The organism is Paracoccus hibiscisoli (assembly GCF_005048265.1).
Classification (GTDB): domain Bacteria; phylum Pseudomonadota; class Alphaproteobacteria; order Rhodobacterales; family Rhodobacteraceae; genus Paracoccus; species Paracoccus hibiscisoli.
Map to the genome: position 1 here is coordinate 14,644 of NZ_SUNH01000014.1, position 17,071 is coordinate 31,714.

Below are 17,071 nucleotides of genomic sequence, written 5' to 3' on the forward strand. Positions count from 1 at the left end.
CGCGAAACTTTGTCATGCAGGAGCTACGTCCGCGCCCCCGGAAAAGTTGCGCAAAAACATGTCGCGCAGGCGTTCCATGTCGATGACCGGGCTGGCCGGGTCGGGAATCAGCCCCGGCGTCAGGCCCCAGCCCAGGGTGCGTTCGACCAGATGCGGCGGCCCGATCACGTGCATCGGCACCTGCCGACGGTCGTCCAGGCCGATGCTGCTGGCGGCCTGGTGATCGCCCACCAGCAGCATCAAGGGCGGCGTGTCGCCCTGGCGCGCGGCGTAATCCAGCACCGCCTGCAGCGTATAGTCGATGGTGTCGCGGTAATGCTCGCGCACCCGGTCGCGGTCGCGCCACAGCACGTTGGGGGGGTCGCCCTCCTGCGCCATCTCGTTGAAGACGGTGCCGTCGCCCAGCTGGTCCCAGTCCAGCATCCGCGGCACCGGCGTCCAGGGCGCATGGGACGAGATCAGGGCGATCTGCGCGAACAGGCGGCGCGGGTCGCTGCCGTCGCGCAGCAGCCGGTCGGTGGCGGCCAGGGTGAACTGGTCGGGCATGGTGACCCAGTTGAAGGGCAGCCCGCGATAGCCCAGATCGGGCGCGGCCAGGATGCGCTGAAAGCCCATGGTGGATGCCTCGGGCCAGGGGCGGACGATGGCGGGCATGACGGCGGCGGTGCGGAACCCCGCCTGCGCCGCGCGGTGGAACAGCGTCTGCCGCCCACTGGCCAGCGCCGCCTGATAGCGGGTCTGGTCGTTGATCCACAGCCCGTTGGACAGCGTGCCATGCGCCAGCCAGCTTTGCCCGCCATGCGTCGGAGAGGTCAGGAACCCCGATGCCATGGCCAAGCCGCGTTCCTCCAGCACGGTCTGGGCGGTGCGCAGGGTGGGCAGGTGCAGATCGGCAAAGATCGGGGTGTCGAAACTGGTCCGGCCATAGCTCTCCAGATAGATGATCAGCACGTCGCGGTCGATCAGCCCCAACGGATCGGCCAGACCCGCCGTGTCATCGACCAGCGCCATCTCTCGGAAGCGGCGCAGTTCGGTGATGGTGCGGTTGGCCAGCTGGGTCCGGTCGATGGCAAAGCTGGCCGTGGCAGGCGCAAACGCCGCGATGCCGTGGCGCGGCACGGTGGCCGTCGCCGCCAGCGCCAGCACCCCGAAGGCCAGCGCCACCCCGCGCAGGCCGATGCGCGCCGGGGCCAGCCGCAGCAGCACCCCCATCGCCCACCACAGCGACACCACGATCAGCAGGGTGGCCAGAACCGCGCCCACGACCGCCGCCGTGGCGGCCGGCACACCGATGCTGCCCGCGATCAGCCGGACCGAGGCGTCGATCAACGGCAGGTCCGCGACCGGGTTGAAGCGTCGGCCCAAGCTCTCCAGCATGGCCAGATCGGCGACCTTGAGGACGCTGACCAGCCCCAGCACCGCCGTCACCGCCAGCCGCAGCGCAGTCCCCGCAAGGCCGCGCCCCAGGGCCAGCGCCAGCAGCAGCAGGACCGCCAGTTCAGGCGTGGGGCGCGCCCAGGCCAGCCAGCCCAGCTGGTCGGGGCGCGGCGGCAGCGCGATCAGCGCATGCAGGACCGCCAGGGCGGCGGCGACGGTCAGCGCGCGGCGGATCACCGGTTGCGCCCCAGCCACACGACGTCGCGCGCAAAGGACCAGATCAGCGCGACCGAGGCCACGCGCGCCAGCACGATCCCCAGATCCTGCGGCATCAGCGGAATCTGCAGCGCGATCAGCGTCGCCAGCTGCAGCACGCAGCCCCCCTTGCGCCAGTAGCTGACCGGCAGGGGCGCCATGATCCACGGCCAGATCAGCCCGGCGCCCACGAACAGATAGCGCATGACCCCCAGGATCAGCACCTCAAAGCCCACGGGACTGCCCGACAGGGCGTGCAGCGCCAGCACCAGGGCCAGGGCCGCGTCGACCTCCATGTCGAAGCGGCCGCCGAAATCGGAACACAGCCCGCTGCGTCGCGCCAGATAGCCGTCCACCCCGTCCAGCGTCAGCGATATCGTGGCGATCGCCGCCACCGCCCAGCCCGCCGCCTGTCCGCCGACCAGCGGCGCGATCAGCGCGGCGGTCAGCGCCAGCCGCATCAGCGTGACCGCGTTGCACGCGCCCAGCCTGGCGTGCGGGTAGTGCTTGCGCATCGCCACGCAGACCAGCACGGCCCCGGCCAGATAGGCCCCCCCCGCGATCAGTGCGCCGGTGCCCTGGCCCAGGACCAGCACCCCGACCCCCAGGTTCAGCGCCAGTCCTGCGGGCAGGGCCAGGATCATCCCCTCGGGCAGGGGGCGGGTTCGGGGGACGGGCCGGGGTGCGGCAAGCTCGGGGCGCGATATCTGCATCGGCTGAACATATGACAGGGGTATGACGCGTCAAGCGGACATCGCGGGGGCTTGTTCCGTTGCGCCATCCCGCTATCGTATGAAAACAGAGAGGGGCTGCGCATGACGGACCGACCCACGGACCCGGCCAGGGGCTATGGCACGACGGCCCGCGTGCTGCACTGGCTGGTGGCGGCGCTGATCGTGCCGATGATCGGGGTCGGCCTGCTGATGGTCCGCCCGGGGCTGGAGCGGCCCTTGGGCGACGCGCTGTATCTGTTTCACAAGAACGTGGGCAGCCTGCTGATCGTGCTGGTCGCGCTGCGGCTGGTGTGGCGGCTGACCCATCCGCCCGCGCCCTTGCCTGCGGCCATGCCCGCCTGGCGGCGGCGCGCGGCGGGGCTGTCGCACGGCGCGCTTTATGCGCTGATGGTGGTGATGCCCCTGTCGGGCTATGTCCGGGTCCGGGCCGGCGGCTTTCCCATCGAGGCGCTGGACGCCATGGGCCTGCCCGCGCTGATCCCACGGTCAAAGGCGCTGGCCGATGCGGCCAGCAGCCTGCACCAGGCGGCGGGCTGGGCGCTGATCGCGGTGGTGGTGCTGCATGTGGGCGCGGCGGCGCATCACGCGCTGATCCGGCGCGACGGCATCTGGCGGCGGATCTGGCCGCCGCGCGCGCGGTGAGCTGTCGGGGGGCACCGGGTGACGGCGGTTCTGCCCCCTCGACAGGGGCGTGTGGTTTCGCTATGGCGGGTCCGCGCCGAGGGTCGGGTTCCACCGTTCGGCGACGATCATTCAAAAATCAATCACGTCCCGTTGAACGAATTCTCACCGCCGGGCGTTCGACGGTACCGTCGAGTTCATCAGTGACCTTCGCCCGCCAGGAGACTCCGTGCCCAAGACCCTAGACGTGACCATACCGGTCGTCATCGCGGCCGCCCTTTGCGGTGTTTTCCTGCTGGACATGATGGTTCCCCTGGGGACGGCGGTCTGGCTGATCTACATCCTGCCGCTGGCCCTGGCGATGTTCGGGCGCTGGCCGGCCCTGCCGGTTGTGACGGCCGTCGCCGTGTGCCTGGCGATGGTCATGGCCTTCCAGAAGGACAATACCGGGATCGACCCGACGGTTGCCGCGATCAATCGCGGGCTGGCGGGGCTGGTCTATCTGTGTCTGGGGTTGATCGGGCGGAGCCTGATCCTGAACCGCCAGCGATTGACGGACAATGACTGGATCACCGGCGCGCAGGTCGCCGTGTCGCGCGCGTTGCAGGGCGAGATGTCGGCCGACCGTCTGGGTCGCCAGATGCTGCAGGTTTTGGCCGAGCGGATCGGCGCGCGGGCGGCGGTGGTCTATGCCCGTGACGGGCAGGGGCATCAGCTGTTGGCGCAATGGGGCACGGACGGCACCACGCTGGCGGATCGCACTGATGCCGAACAGGGCCATCTGGGCCGCGCCGTCGCCGAGGGGCGCATGCTGCAGCTGTCGCTGGCACCCGATCAGGCCCTGGGCTGGGCCACGGGGCTGGCGCGCGGGCGCACGCCGCATGCGCTGATCGTGCCGATGCGCGACGGGCAGGCAGTCAACGGCGTGCTGGAATTCGGGCTGGACGGCCCTGCCTGTCCGCGCGTGCTGGACCTGTTCGAGCGGATGGGCGACAATCTGGGCATCGCGCTGCGGTCGGCCCAGTATCGCCAGCAGCTGCGCGACCTGCTGGAGGAGACCCGCCATCAGGCCGAGGAGCTGCGCGCCCATGGCGAGGAGCTGGCCGCCTCGAACGAGGAGCTGGAGGAGCAGACCCGCGCCCTTCAGGACAGCCAGCGCCGCCTGGAGGCCCAGCAGGCCGAGCTGGAGAGCCAGAACACCCAGCTGGAGGGCCAGACCCAGGAGCTGGAGGAACAGCGCGACGCCTTGGCCCGGTCGCGCCGCATGCTGGAGGATCAGGCCGAGGAGTTGGCCCGCGAGAGCCGCTACAAGTCCGAATTCGTCGCCAACATGAGCCACGAGCTGCGCACCCCCCTGAACGCGCTGCTGATCATGTCGCGCCTGCTGTCCGAGAACCGCGGCCGCACCCTGACCGAGGAGCAGGTCCGGTGGGCCGAGACGATCGAGGCCTCGGGCAAGGATCTGCTGGCGCTGATCAACGACATCCTGGACCTGTCCAAGATCGAATCGGGCAAGCTGGAGCTGTCGCGCGACACGGTCGATCCGCAGGCGCTGGCCGACAAGGTGGTGCGCGCCTTCGAGGCACAGGCCCGCCAGAAGGGGTTGACCCTGCAGGCCCGCGTGGCCCCCGCCGCCGTCCCCTTCGAGACCGACCGCCAGCGGCTGGAGCAGGTGCTGCGCAACTTCATCTCGAACGCGCTGAAATTCACCGAAAAGGGGCATGTGACGCTGCATGTGACGCCCGCCCCACAGGGTATCGACTTTGCGGTCGAGGATAGCGGCATCGGCATCGACACCACGCAGCAGGAGGCCGTGTTCGAGGCGTTCCGCCAGGCCGACGGCACGATCTCGCGCCGGTTCGGGGGGACGGGGCTGGGGCTGTCGATCTCTCGTGAATTGGCCGATCTGCTGGGCGGGCGCATCTCGTTGTCCAGCCAGCCGGGCAAGGGCAGCACCTTCACGCTGACGCTGCCCGCGACGCCCGCGCGGCAGTCGCCCGCCCCGGCGCGCCGTGCTGCCGCGCCCGCAGCCCTGCCCGTCCCGGCAGAGGACAGCGCGCTGATGCTGGACGCGCTGCCCGGCCTGACCGACGACCGCGCCCGCATCGCCCCCGGAGAGCGGGTGATGCTGGTCGTGGAGGATGACCCGGCCTTTGCGCAGGTCCTTTACGGTCTGGCGCAGGAGCTGGGGTTCCGCTGCGTCTGCGTGGGGCGCGCCGATGACGCGGTGCGCGCGGCGCGGCATTTCCTGCCGCATGCCATCGTGATGGATGTGGGCCTGCCCGACCATTCCGGCCTGTCGGCGTTGGACCGGCTGAAACGCGACACCACCACGCGCCACATTCCCGTGCACATGGTCTCGGCCGACGATTACACCCAGGAGGCGCTGGCCCAGGGGGCGATCAGCTACATGATGAAGCCGGTGCAGCGTGACCATCTGGCGACCGCGATCCGCAATCTGGAATCGCGGCTGGAGCAGCGCCTGCGCCCGGTTCTGATCGTCGAGGACGACCCCGCGCAGATGCTGGGCCTCAAGGCGCTGCTGTCCAGCGACGAGGTCGAGACGGTCGGCGCGGGCACCGCCGCCGCCGCGCTGGAGATCTGCCGCACGCAGACCGTCGATTGCATCGTGCTGGACATGACGCTGCCCGATGCGTCGGGGTTCGACGTGCTGGAGCGGCTGGACCAGGACGGGACGGCGTCCTTTCCGCCGGTCATCGTCTATACCGCCCGCGCCCTGTCCGAGGCCGAGGAGCAGCGCCTGCGCCGCTATTCGAAATCGATCATCATCAAGGGTGCGAAATCGCCCGAGCGCCTGATCAACGAGGTCACGCTGTTCCTGCATCAGGTGGTCAGCGACCTGCCCGACAAGCAGCGTGAGATGCTGGCGGCATCGCTGAACCGCGACGCCCAGCTGGAGGGCCGCCGCATCCTGGTGGTGGAGGATGACATCCGCAATGTCTATGCCCTGACCGGCGTGTTCGAGCCGCATGGCGCCACCGTCCAGATCGCCCGCAATGGCCGCGAGGCGCTGGAGGCCCTGGGCCGCATCAATGACGGGGCCGCGCCCAAGGTGGATCTGGTCCTGATGGACGTGATGATGCCCGAGATGGACGGCCTGACCGCCACGCGAGAGATCCGCAAGATCGACCGCTGGAAGACGCTGCCCATCATCATGCTGACCGCCAAGGCCATGGCCGAGGATCAGAACCAGTGTCTGGCGGCGGGCGCCAACGACTATCTGCCTAAGCCCCTGGACGTGGACAAGCTGCTGTCGCTGACCCGCGTCTGGATGCCCAGATGAGCGTCGAGCCCATCCCCCTGCGTCCCGCCGATTCGATCGAGCTGGACCTGTTCCTGGAGGCGCTGAACCGGCGGTATCACTATGATTTCCGGTCCTATTCGCGCAGTTCCCTGGCGCGGCGGGCCGATCTGGCCCGCGAGCGGCTGGATTGCGCCACCCTGTCCGAGGTGCAGGGCCGCCTGCTTCATGACCCAAGCGTGCTGCCCGACATCATCGACGCGATGACGGTGCAGGTCAGCGAGCTGTTCCGCGACCCGGATTACTATCTGGCGCTGCGCCGCGAGGTGCTGCCGCATCTGTCGACCTTCCCCTCGCTCAAGGTCTGGGTGGCGGGCTGCGCCGACGGAGAGGAGCTGTATTCGCTGGCGATCCTGTTCCAGGAGGAGGGGCTGTTCGACCGCACCCTGTTCTATGCGACCGAGATCAACCGCCGCGCCCTGAACCGGGCCGAGGCCGGGGTCTATGACATCGCCCGCCTGCCGGTCTTTTCGCAGAACTATCAGCGGTCGGGCGGGCGCGGGTCGCTGTCGGATTACTATACCGCCGCCTATGGGCGCGCGGCCTTTGACCGGCGGCTGCGCTCGCGCACGGTGTTTACGGAACACAACCTGGCGACCGACCAGGTGTTTTCCGAGGTTCATCTGATTTCCTGCCGCAACGTGCTGATCTATTTCGACAACACCCTCCAGGACCGGGCCGTGGGCCTGTTCGCCGAGGCCCTGGCCCGCGGCGGGTTCCTGGGCCTCGGCTCTCACGAGACCCTGCGTTTTTCCACCCACGCGACAGCCTTTGCCGCCTTTGCGGAACCTGACCGGATCTGGCGCCGCACCGCAGCCCTAGGGACAGACAATGCCTGACAGACCCATCCGTTTCCTGATCGTCGACGACACCGCCCAGAACATCATGGCGCTGGAGGCGCTGCTGCGCCGCGACGGGCTGATCGTGGACAGCGCCCAATCGGCGGCCGAGGCGCTGGAGCTGATGCTGCGCCACGACTATGCGCTGGCCTTTCTGGACGTGCAGATGCCCGAGACGGACGGCTATGAGCTGGCCGAGCTGATGCGGTCGACCGAACGCACGCGGGGCGTGCCGATCATCTTCGTCACCGCGGCCGAGATGGACGAGGCGCGCCGGTTCCGCGGATATGAGGCGGGGGCGGTCGACTATATCTTCAAGCCGATCGACCCGGTGGTGCTGAAATCCAAGGCCGAGGTGTTCTTTCGCATCGGCCGCCAGGCCAAGGAGCTGGAGCGGCAGCGCGACGAGATGCAGGACATCGCCCGCCACCGCGACCGCGTGATGGCGCAGCTCAAGGCGCATGCCGACAATTCGCCGCTGGCCTTTGTCACGCTGGACAGCAACCTGTGCGTGCGCAGCTGGTCCAAGGGCGCGGAGCGCATGTTCGGCCGCCCCGCGGGCGATCTGCTGGGCATGACGGCGGTCGCGGCGGGCTGGCTGGACGAGCAGGGGGCCGCGCTTCTGACCGGCTGGCTGGACAGCCAGCAGGAGGGCGCGCCGCGCTTTTCCGCCGAGATAAGCCTGGATCACGCCGATATCGGCCCGATCTGCTGCGAGGTCTATGGCTCGGTCCTGTCCGAGGGGGCGGGGCGGCAGTCGCTGTCCCTGCAGGTCCAGGACATCACCGAACGCAAGCAATCCGAAGAGGTCCGCGCCCTGCTGATCGGAGAGCTGAACCACCGCATCAAGAACACGCTGGCCAACGTGCAGGCCATCGCCCGCCAAAGCCTGCGCCAATCGGGCAGCCTGGCCGATTTCGAGGTCAGCTTTGGCGGCCGCCTGCAGGCGCTGGCACGGGCGCATTCGATCCTGTCCGATGCGACCTGGGCCTGCGCGCCGCTGGATCAGCTGATCGACGACCAGATCAGTTCGGGGACGCTGGACGGCGACCGGCTGCGCCGCGACGGACCGCCGGTGGAACTGTCGCCCGATACCATGCTGCGCCTGGCGCTGACCCTGCACGAACTGGGCACCAATGCCGCGAAATACGGCGCGCTGTCCGTGCCGCAGGGACGGATCGAGCTGTCTTGGCGGCTGGACGGCCCCTGCCTGGAGTTGACCTGGCGCGAGACCGGCGGCCCCCCCGTCACCCCGCCCGAACGCAGCGGTTTCGGCACCACGCTGATCGGGGCCGCGGGGGGCGGGGACGCCTCGGCCGCACTGGCCGACTGGCGGCCCGAGGGCGTCGTCTGGACCATCCGCCTGACCGAGGGGGTGACGCGGCTGGCCGCGTCCGCCTGTCCCGATGTCGCGCCGGTGACCGACGGTCCGCGCCGCCCCGCCACGCTGCAAGGCTCGCGCATCCTGCTGGTCGAGGACGAGCCGCTGGTCGCGCTGGACCTGCGCTATGAGCTGGAGGATGCGGGCGCCACCATCACCGGCATCGCCCGCACCGTGACCGAGGCCATCGCCGCCGCGCAGGCCGGCGGGATCGACCTGGTGCTGCTGGACGGCAACCTCAAGGGAGAGCCGGTGGACGAGGTCGCGCAGGTGCTGGACGGCCTGTCGGTGCCGTTCTGCTTTGTCTCGGGCTATGGGCGCGAACATCTGCCGCAGGGCTTTGACCATGCGCCGCTGATCGAAAAGCCGTTCCGCCCCGACATGCTGCGCGGCATCCTGACCGCGCTGCTGGCGCGCGGCCTGCCTGACGCCGCCGAATGATCCGCGCGCGATAAGGACGCCCATTCCGCCCCGCCCGGGGCGTGCCGCCCCCCTGTTCCGCGCGTCGCCGCCGCCCCCGCGCGCCGTTCCGCCCGGCGCGGGGCGGGGCGAACGGGCGTTTCGCGGCGCGGGCAGGGCGCTCGTTCCGACCGGCTTGCGCCCGGCTGCGCTTTCGGGCAGGACCGCGCCCTGACTTTCGACAGGCCATTCGGGGACGCATCATGACCGGCACGGCGCAGGGCGCGGCGATCTCATTTCAGGGCGTGGGCAAGGCCTACCCCAAGGCGGGCGGCCAGGTGACGGCGCTGGCCGATGTCACCCTGTCCGTGCCCACGGGCAGCATCACCGGCATCATCGGCCGGTCCGGCGCGGGCAAATCGACGCTGCTGCGCATGGTCAACGGGCTGGAGCGCCCGACCGAGGGCCGCGTCATCGTCGCGGGCCATGACGTGGGCGCGGCCCGGGGCGGGGCCTTGCGCGCGATCCGGCGCGACGTGGGCATGATCTTTCAGCATTTCAACCTGCTGGCCTCGCGCACGGTGCGCGGCAACGTGGCCCTGCCGCTGGAGGTCGCGGGCACGCCGCGCGCCCAGATCCGCGCCCGCGTCGACCAGCTGATCGAGCAGGTGGGCCTGGGCCCGCTGGCCGACCGCTATCCGGCAGAGCTGTCGGGCGGGCAGAAACAGCGTGTGGGCATCGCCCGCGCCTTGGCCACCGGCCCCAAGGTCCTGCTGTCGGACGAGGCGACCAGCGCGCTTGACCCCGAGACCACGCAGACCGTCCTGGACCTGCTGGCGCAGATCAACCGCGATCTGGGGCTGACCGTCCTGCTGATCACGCATGAGATGGCGGTGCTGCGCGACATCGCCAGCCACATGGCGGTGATCGAGGCGGGGCGCATCGTGGAATCCGGGGCCACCTATGACATCTTTGCCCGCCCGCAGCACGCAACCACGCGGCGGTTTCTGTCGGGCGTGACCGGGGCCACGCTGCCCGCCTTTGTCGCGGCGCGGCTGCAGGCCGAGCCGCCGGGCGATCAGGTGATCCGCGTGACATTCGCGGGCGCGCACGCGACCGACCCAATGCTGGCGCGGCTGGCGACCGATCTGGGCATCAGCGCCAACATCCTGGGCGGCACCATCGAGGAGATCGGCACCAAGCCCTTCGGCAACCTGCTGATTTCCGTCCCCCACGACCGGGGCGATCAGGCCCGCGCCTTCCTGGAAACCCACGGTCTGACCACGGAGGTGCTGGGCCATGTCCGCTAACCTGATCCCGATCCTGTGGGACGCCACCATGCAGACGCTGTACATGGTCGCCATCTCGGCGATCTTGGGCACTCTGGGCGGGCTGCCTCTGGGCGTGTTCCTGGCCTGCTCTCAGCGGGGGGAGCTGCTGTCCGCGCCCTGGGTCAACAAGGTGCTGGGGCTGGTGGTGAATGCCACGCGCTCGGTGCCGTTCATCATCCTGGTGGTGGCGATCATCCCCTTCACGCGGGCGGTGGTCGGCACCTCGATCGGGACGAACGCGGCCATTGTGCCGCTGACCCTGGCCGCGGTCCCCTTCATCGCGCGCCTGGTCGAGAACGCCATCCGCGAGGTCGATCAGGGCCTGATCGAGGCCGCCCGCGCCATGGGCGCCACGCCGTTCCAGATCATCCGCAAGGTGCTGATCCCCGAGGCGCTGCCCGGCATCACCCTGGGCCTGACCCTGGCCGTGGTCAGCCTGATCGGCTATTCCGCGATGGTTGGCGCCGTGGGCGGGCAGGGCCTGGGCGATCTGGGCATCCGCTATGGATACCAACGCTTCATGCCCGAGGTCATGGCCGCCGTCGTCGTCATCCTGATCGTGCTGGTGCAGCTGGTCCAGTCGCTTGGCGAATGGATCGCGGCCCGCGTCGACCGCCGCGCGCCCCGCAATCGCGGCGCCTGAATTTTCCGCAGACAAGAAAGGACAAATCCCATGCTGCGTCTGACAACCTTCGTTTCCGCCATCGCCCTGTCCACCGCCGCCATGGCCCAGGACATCACGGTCGGCGTCTCTCCCGGCGAACATGGCGAGATCATGGAGAAGGTGGCCGAGGTCGCCGCCCCCCTTGGCCTGAACATCGAGGTCATCGAATTCTCCGACTATGTCGTGCCGAACCAAGCGCTGGCGGATGGTGATCTGGATGCCAACAGCTTTCAGCACCGCCCCTATCTGGAGAACCAGATGAACGACCGCGGCTTTGGCCTGGTCGAGGTCGGCACCACGATCACCACGCCGATGGGCGTCTATTCCGACCGGATCGAGGATCTGGCCGATCTGCCCGAGGGCGCGCAGGTCGCGATCCCCAATGACCCGACCAATGGCGGGCGCGCGCTGCTGATCCTGCAGGATCTGGGGATCATCACCCTGACCGAGGGCACGGGCCTGGTCCCCAGCCCGCTGGACATCGCCGACAACCCCAAGGGCCTGCGGTTCCTGGAGCTGGACGCGGCGCAGCTGCCCCGCACGCTGGCCGATGCCGATATCGCGATCATCAACACGAACTATGCGCTGGCGTCGGGCCTGTCGCCGCGCGGCGATTCCATCGCGATGGAAAAGGCCGACAGCCCCTATGTGAACATCCTGGTCGTGCAGGAAGGCCGCGAGGCCGAGCCTTGGGTCCAGACCCTGGTCGAGGCCTATCAGTCGCCCGAGGTCAAGGCCTTCATCGACGAGAAATACGAAGGCGCGGTCATCACCTCCTGGTGACGCGCATGGGGGCCGCGGTTCAGCCGCGGCCCCGTTCCGTCAGGCGCTGGACCGCGCCCGCCAGCGCGAACAGCGCCAGCCCCATCGCCGCCAGCAGGGCCAGCGCCGCGAACATCAGGTCGGGCTGACCGCGACCGTTTGCCATCAGCATCAGATGCCCCAAGCCCCGGCTGGAGCCGACCCACTCCCCCACGATCACCGCAAAAGGGGCCTGCACCGCCGCCAGCCGCAGGCCCGACCCAAGCGCGGGCAGCGCATGCGGCAGTCGGATCAGCACCAGATCGCGCCAGGGTCGCGCCCCCATCGCGCGCGCCAGATCGGCCAGCGCGGGCGGCGGGCGCATCAGCGCGTCGAACAGCACCGAGGCCACCGGGAAATAGACCACCAGCGCCACCATCACCACCTTGCTGGGCGCGCCATAGCCCAGCCACAGCGTCAGGACCGGGGCCAGCGCAAAGACCGGCACCGCCTGCGCCGCGACCAGCATCGGCCGCATCAGCCAGCGCGCGGCGGGCGACAGCGCCAGGTTGATCGCGGTCACGACCCCCAGCACAATCCCGGCACTCATGCCCATCGCCAGATTGGCCAGCGTGAACCGCGCCTGTTCGGCCAGCATCGCGGCATTGCTCGCCAGCGCCTGCGCGACCCGCACCGGCCCCGGCAGGATGAAGGGCGGCACGCCCGCAGCCCAGACCACCCCCTGCCACAGGGCCAGCGCGATCAGCGGCACCAGCGCCAGGTTCAGGCTGCGCATGGCCGCACCAATGTCGCGAACAGCGCCGCCTGCGCGGCCAGCACCGCCGGGTCGTCCAGCGCGCGGGGCGGCGCGGTGGCGGGCAGGGGCAAGGCGCGGCTGCCCGCGGGGCCGATCAGGACGGCGCGGTGGCACAGGCGCGCGGCCTCCAGCGGGTCATGGGTGATCAGGATCACCGTCCGCCCCGCCAGGTGGCGCGCCGCCAGGTCCTGCATCTGCGCCCGGGTGCCCGCGTCCAGCGCCGAGAAGGGCTCGTCCAGGACGATGACGGGGCGATCCTCGATCAGGGTGCGGGCCAGGGCCACGCGCTGGCGCTGGCCGCCCGACAGATGCGCGGGGCGGCGCGCCTCCAGCCCGGCCAGGCCCAGCTCGGCCAGCAGGGCGCGGGCCCGATCCCGGTCGGGGCGCTGGCCGCGCAGCCGCGCACCGATGGTGACATTGTCCAGCGCGCTGGCCCAAGGCAGCAGCTGATCCTGCTGCCCCATCAGCGTGACGGCGCCTGTAACATCGGCGGTCCCCTGCAGGCGGGCCGGGACGGGCAGGCCCGCCACGATCCGCCCCAGGGTCGACTTGCCCACCCCCGACGCGCCCAGGATGCCCATCCAGGTCCCCGGCGCGCAGGTCAGGTCCAGCCCGCGCGCCAGGGGGCGGTCCTCCAGCCACAGGTCGCCGGTGATGCGGATCATGTCCGGTCCAGGCCCATCTGCCAGAACCCGACCTCCAGCCGGGTGGCCTGGGTGAAGTGATGCGCCAGCGTCCGGGCCCGGGGCAGGGAGGGCCAGTCGGGGCCAAGCCGCGCCTCCAGCGCGCTGTCGATCAGCGCGCCGACATCATGGCAGACCTTCTGATAATCGGCCCCGCCATAGGTCGCGGTCCATTCGCCGTAAGGCCCGCCGCTGTCCGCATGGATCAGCCCGATCTCTCCATAGCCGAAGACGCAGGGCGCCAGCGCGGCCAGCAGGTCCAGCATGTCGCCCGAATAGCCCGTAGCCTGCACGAAGCGCGTATAGGCCATGTTGGCGGGCGATTCAGGGGTCTGCTGCAGGGCGTCTTCGGATATCCCCTCGCGGCCGCAGATCTCGACATGCAGCGGCATCTCTCCGTTCAGCAACCCATGCGCGATGGAGGAGGCCAGCGCCATTTCCGACATCCGGTCCGATTTGGCAAAGACCAGCGCCCAGGACCGCGCGAAATGCAGCAGGAACACGTAATCCTGCTGCAGGTAATGCAGGAAGCTGTCGCGGGGCAGGGTGCCCCCCGCCAGCTGACGCACGAAGGCGTGGCCGACATAGGCGTCCCAATGGGGGTCCGCCGCCTGCCGCCACAGCGCAAAGGCGCGACCGTAATCCGGGGCGCTCATGGGGCGTTCACGTCGATGGCCAGGTCGGACAGCGGCAGCCCGCCGGGCGTCGCGCCGCGGTCGGCCAGGAACGCCTCGAACCGCTGGATGCGGCCCGCATCCAGCGCCGCGGGGCGGCTGGCGAAACGGGGCCAGGTGTCGTGCCAGGCGGCCTCGTTCAGGGGGGTACGCAATTCGGCGGCGGTGGCGGAAAACGCCTGCCAGGCGGCATCGGGGTCGTTCTTGATGAAGGCCGTCGCCCGTTCCGTGGCCGCCAGGAACGCGCTGATGGCGGCGGGGTCCATGCGGGCGGGGTCGGCCAGATAGATCAGCTCGTCATAGGCGGGGATGCCGTGGGCCTCAGGGTAGAGGCAGCGACCCTCGAACCCCTCCAGCCGCAGCTGGTTCAGCTCGAAATTGCGGAACGCGCCGATCACCCCATCGACCTGTCCCGACATCAGCGCCGGCGCGATCGACCAGCCGATGTTGATCTGTTCCACATCCGTGGGGGTCAGCCCGCCATCGGCCAGCATCGCGTCCAGCATCACCTCCTGCACGCCCGCGACGGCGAACCCCACGCGGCGTCCCGCCAGATCGGCGGGGGTGTCGATGCTGCTGTCCGCCAGCACGACCAGGCAGGTCAGCGGCGTCTCGACCAGGGTGCCGACCCGCGTGACGGGCAAGCCCTGATGGCGCGACAGGTGCAGCTGCGGCTGATAGCTGACGGCCAGATCGGCGCGCCCGGCCGCCACCATGCGCGGCGGATCGTTGGGGTCCGCGGGCGTCACCACCCGCACCGCCAGACCGGCCTCGGTGAAATAGCCCAAGCTGTCGGCCAGGATGATGGGGGCGTGGTCGGGGTTCACGAACCAGTCCAGCATCACGGTCAGTTCGGTGTCGGCATGGGCGGGCAGGGCCAGCAGCGCCAGCGACAGGGTCAGGGTCTTCATGGGCGTCCTTTCAGGTCGTCATCGGTCAGGGCCAGCAGGGCGATGTCCCCCGGCCAGCGGGATTGCAGCAGCTGGCCCGCATTCTGCGCGCGCAGCCCGGTGCGGCAGGCCAGCACCACGCGCGGCGTGGGGCCGGGGTCCAGATCCGCGATGCGGTCGGGGGGCAGGTGGCGCGCGCCCATGACGGGGTCGTCCTCGGTCCGCAGGTCGATCAGCAGATCGGCGGGGCGGACCTGGCCAAAGGCGATGAAGGGCAGGGGGTGCGCGGGCTCGGGTGCGCGGTCAAAGCGGAACCCACCCATCCGCCAGCTGCCCGCATCCCAGCTGACCAGCCGCCCCAGGGGCGGCGGGTCCAGCCCCAGCACCACGGCCAACGCCATCTGCGCCTGTAGCGCGCCGATCATGCCCACGACCGGTCCCAGAACGCCCGCGCTGGCGCAGCTGGCGGCCTGCAGCGGCAGGTCGGGGAACACCGCGCGCAGGCTGGGCGCCCCGCCGCAGCAGCCCGCCGCATAGCCCGACATCGCCAGCGCCGATCCGGTGATCAGCGGGCGCCCCGCCGCCATGCAGGCATCCGACAGGGTCAGGCTGACCGCAAAGCTGTCGGCGCAGTCCAGCACCAGATCGGCCCCGGCCACCAGCGCGGGGGCATTGGCCGGGGTCAGCCAGTCGGCGACGGGGGTCACCAGCACGTCGGGGTTCAGGGCGGCCAGGGCGGCGGCGGCGGCCCGCGCCTTGGGCTGGCCGATCTGGTCGGTGCGATAGAGCGGCTGACGGTGAAGGTTCGTCGCCTCGATGCAATCGGGGTCGACCAGGGTGATGCGCCCCACCCCCGCCGCCGCCAGATAGTGCAGCGCCGGACAGCCCAGCCCCCCCGCGCCCACGACCAGCAGATGCGCCTGCGCCAGCCGCTGCTGGCCCGCCGCCCCGATCTGGGGCAGGACCATCTGGCGGGCATAGCGGCTCATGCCGTCACCGCCAGCCAGCGGCGCATCCGGGCCTCGGGGTCGGGGTTCACGGTGATGTCGGTGACCGCTGACACGACATCCGCGCCCGCCGCCAGCGCCTGCGCGCCCCGTTCGGGGGTCAGGCCGCCGATGGCCACCAGCGGCACGTCGCCCGCCAGCTTTTTCCATTCGGTGACGCGGTCCAGCCCCTGTTCGTGCCAACGCATCTGTTTCAGGATCGTGGGCCAGACGGGCCCAAGCGCCACGTAATCGGGCGCCAGCGCCAGCGCGCGGTACAGTTCGGCGTGGTCATGCGTGGACAGCCCCAGCCTCAGCCCGGCGCGGCGGATGGCGGGCAGGTCGGCCCCGTCCAGATCCTCCTGGCCCAGATGCAGCCAGTCGGCGCCTTCATCGATGGCGATCTGCCAGTGGTCGTTGACCACCAGCGCCGCGCCATGCGCGCGGGCCAGCGCCAGCCCGCGCCGGACCTGATCGCGCAGATCGCCCTCCGCGTGGTCCTTCAGCCGCAGCTGGACCAGCCGCACGCCCAGGGGCAGGGCGCGTTCCAGCCAGGCGGCATCGTCAAAGATGGGATAGAATCGCGGCAGCATCACAACCAGGCCTTTCCGATCAGGGGGGTCGAAGGCACGCCCATGTCGCGCACGCCCATCGGGTCCGCGTCGCGGGCCAGCGCGCCCGCCTGCACGGCCAGCGCAAAGGCGCGGGCCATGGCGACCGGGTCGCCCGCCTGCGCCACGGCGCTGTTCAAGAGGACGGCGTCGAACCCCATCTCCATCGCGTCGGCCGCATGGCTGGGCAGGCCCAGGCCCGCGTCGATCACCATGGGCACGTCGGGAAAGGCCGCGCGCAGCATGCGCAGCCCATGGCGGTTGTTCAGCCCCAGCCCCGACCCGATGGGCGCGCCCCAGGGCATCAGCACCCGGCAGCCCGCATCCAGCAGGCGCGCGGCCAGGACCTGATCCTCGGTCGTGTAGGGGAACACCTGGAACCCCTCGGCACACAGCACCGTCGCGGCCTCCAAGAGGCCGAAGGGGTCGGGTTGCAGCGTGTCGGTATGCCCGATCACCTCCAGCTTGATCCAGTCGGTCTGGAACAGCTCGCGCGCCATGCGGGCGGTGGTCACGGCCTCGCGCGCGCTGTGACAGCCGGCGGTGTTGGGCAGCACGCGCACCCCCAGATCGCGGATCAGCGACCAGAAGGCCTGGCCCTGACCCGCCTCGCGGCGCAGCGACACGGTGGCCACGCCCGCGCGGCTTTCGCGGAACGCATCCGCCAGCACCGCCGGAGAGGGATATTGCGCCGTGCCCAGCATCAGCGCGTTGGGCAGGGTCACGCCATAGAAATCACGCATCGC

At 70.3% G+C, this 17,071-nt stretch carries 16 protein-coding genes; 7 read left to right on the forward strand and 9 right to left on the reverse strand.

Annotated elements, in window-relative coordinates; translation table 11 throughout:
- Window positions 1-12: 12 nt before the first annotated feature.
- Window positions 13-1,614: a sulfatase-like hydrolase/transferase gene (locus tag FA740_RS10750; protein WP_136856779.1), complete on the reverse strand. Its 1,602-nt coding sequence runs from the start codon at window positions 1,612-1,614 to the stop codon at window positions 13-15.
- Complete coding sequence (locus FA740_RS10755) at window positions 1,611-2,345, reverse strand: CDP-alcohol phosphatidyltransferase family protein (RefSeq protein ID WP_246053586.1); 735 nt, start codon at window positions 2,343-2,345, stop codon at window positions 1,611-1,613. The genes FA740_RS10750 and FA740_RS10755 overlap by 4 nt, the downstream gene beginning before the upstream one ends.
- Before the next feature lie 102 nt (window positions 2,346-2,447).
- Between FA740_RS10755 and FA740_RS10760 the strand changes: the two genes are divergently transcribed.
- The 7 genes from FA740_RS10760 to FA740_RS10790 all read left to right on the forward strand — a co-directional run bounded on the left by FA740_RS10760 (window position 2,448) and on the right by FA740_RS10790 (window position 11,706).
- The gene (locus tag FA740_RS10760; RefSeq protein WP_136856780.1) at window positions 2,448-3,008 is read left to right on the forward strand and encodes a cytochrome b; all 561 of its coding nucleotides are present in this window, start codon (window positions 2,448-2,450) and stop codon (window positions 3,006-3,008) included.
- Between the two features lie 208 nt (window positions 3,009-3,216).
- Window positions 3,217-6,291, forward strand: a complete 3,075-nt coding sequence (locus FA740_RS10765) for a response regulator (RefSeq protein WP_246053587.1) — start codon at window positions 3,217-3,219, stop codon at window positions 6,289-6,291.
- The gene (locus FA740_RS10770) at window positions 6,288-7,148 is read left to right on the forward strand and encodes a CheR family methyltransferase (protein WP_136856781.1); all 861 of its coding nucleotides are present in this window, start codon (window positions 6,288-6,290) and stop codon (window positions 7,146-7,148) included. The genes FA740_RS10765 and FA740_RS10770 overlap by 4 nt, the downstream gene beginning before the upstream one ends.
- Entirely contained in the window at window positions 7,141-8,970 is a 1,830-nt protein-coding gene (locus tag FA740_RS10775; RefSeq protein ID WP_136856782.1) for a response regulator, read from the forward strand. Before FA740_RS10770 ends, FA740_RS10775 begins: the two co-directional genes overlap by 8 nt.
- Window positions 8,971-9,191: 221 nt before the next feature.
- On the forward strand, window positions 9,192-10,238 hold the full coding sequence (locus FA740_RS10780; protein ID WP_136856783.1) for a methionine ABC transporter ATP-binding protein: 1,047 nt from the start codon (window positions 9,192-9,194) through the stop codon (window positions 10,236-10,238).
- Window positions 10,228-10,902 carry a methionine ABC transporter permease gene (locus tag FA740_RS10785; RefSeq protein WP_136856784.1) on the forward strand — a complete coding sequence of 225 codons (675 nt, stop codon included), beginning with the start codon at window positions 10,228-10,230 and terminating at the stop codon, window positions 10,900-10,902. Before FA740_RS10780 ends, FA740_RS10785 begins: the two co-directional genes overlap by 11 nt.
- Window positions 10,903-10,932: 30 nt before the next feature.
- Complete coding sequence (locus FA740_RS10790; RefSeq protein WP_136856785.1) at window positions 10,933-11,706, forward strand: MetQ/NlpA family ABC transporter substrate-binding protein; 774 nt, start codon at window positions 10,933-10,935, stop codon at window positions 11,704-11,706.
- A 19-nt stretch (window positions 11,707-11,725) separates the two neighbouring features.
- Here the strand turns inward: FA740_RS10790 and FA740_RS10795 are convergent, their stop codons facing one another.
- The 7 genes from FA740_RS10795 to FA740_RS10825 are packed head-to-tail and all read right to left on the reverse strand — an operon-like array spanning window position 11,726 to window position 17,068.
- Window positions 11,726-12,460: an ABC transporter permease gene (locus FA740_RS10795; protein WP_136856786.1), complete on the reverse strand. Its 735-nt coding sequence runs from the start codon at window positions 12,458-12,460 to the stop codon at window positions 11,726-11,728.
- Window positions 12,448-13,146, reverse strand: coding sequence for an ATP-binding cassette domain-containing protein (locus tag FA740_RS10800; RefSeq protein WP_136856787.1), 699 nt, complete (start codon window positions 13,144-13,146; stop codon window positions 12,448-12,450). The genes FA740_RS10795 and FA740_RS10800 overlap by 13 nt, the downstream gene beginning before the upstream one ends.
- Window positions 13,143-13,820 (reverse strand): TenA family protein, encoded by a 678-nt coding sequence (locus FA740_RS10805; RefSeq protein WP_136856788.1) that lies wholly within the window; start codon window positions 13,818-13,820, stop codon window positions 13,143-13,145. The genes FA740_RS10800 and FA740_RS10805 overlap by 4 nt, the downstream gene beginning before the upstream one ends.
- Window positions 13,817-14,749 carry an ABC transporter substrate-binding protein gene (locus FA740_RS10810; RefSeq protein WP_136856789.1) on the reverse strand — a complete coding sequence of 311 codons (933 nt, stop codon included), beginning with the start codon at window positions 14,747-14,749 and terminating at the stop codon, window positions 13,817-13,819. Before FA740_RS10810 ends, FA740_RS10805 begins: the two co-directional genes overlap by 4 nt.
- Entirely contained in the window at window positions 14,746-15,717 is a 972-nt protein-coding gene (locus FA740_RS10815) for a HesA/MoeB/ThiF family protein (RefSeq protein WP_136856790.1), read from the reverse strand. Before FA740_RS10815 ends, FA740_RS10810 begins: the two co-directional genes overlap by 4 nt.
- The gene (locus tag FA740_RS10820; protein WP_136856791.1) at window positions 15,714-16,310 is read right to left on the reverse strand and encodes a thiamine phosphate synthase; all 597 of its coding nucleotides are present in this window, start codon (window positions 16,308-16,310) and stop codon (window positions 15,714-15,716) included. Before FA740_RS10820 ends, FA740_RS10815 begins: the two co-directional genes overlap by 4 nt.
- Window positions 16,307-17,068 (reverse strand): thiazole synthase, encoded by a 762-nt coding sequence (locus FA740_RS10825; RefSeq protein ID WP_136856792.1) that lies wholly within the window; start codon window positions 17,066-17,068, stop codon window positions 16,307-16,309. Before FA740_RS10825 ends, FA740_RS10820 begins: the two co-directional genes overlap by 4 nt.
- Window positions 17,069-17,071: the final 3 nt, after the last annotated feature.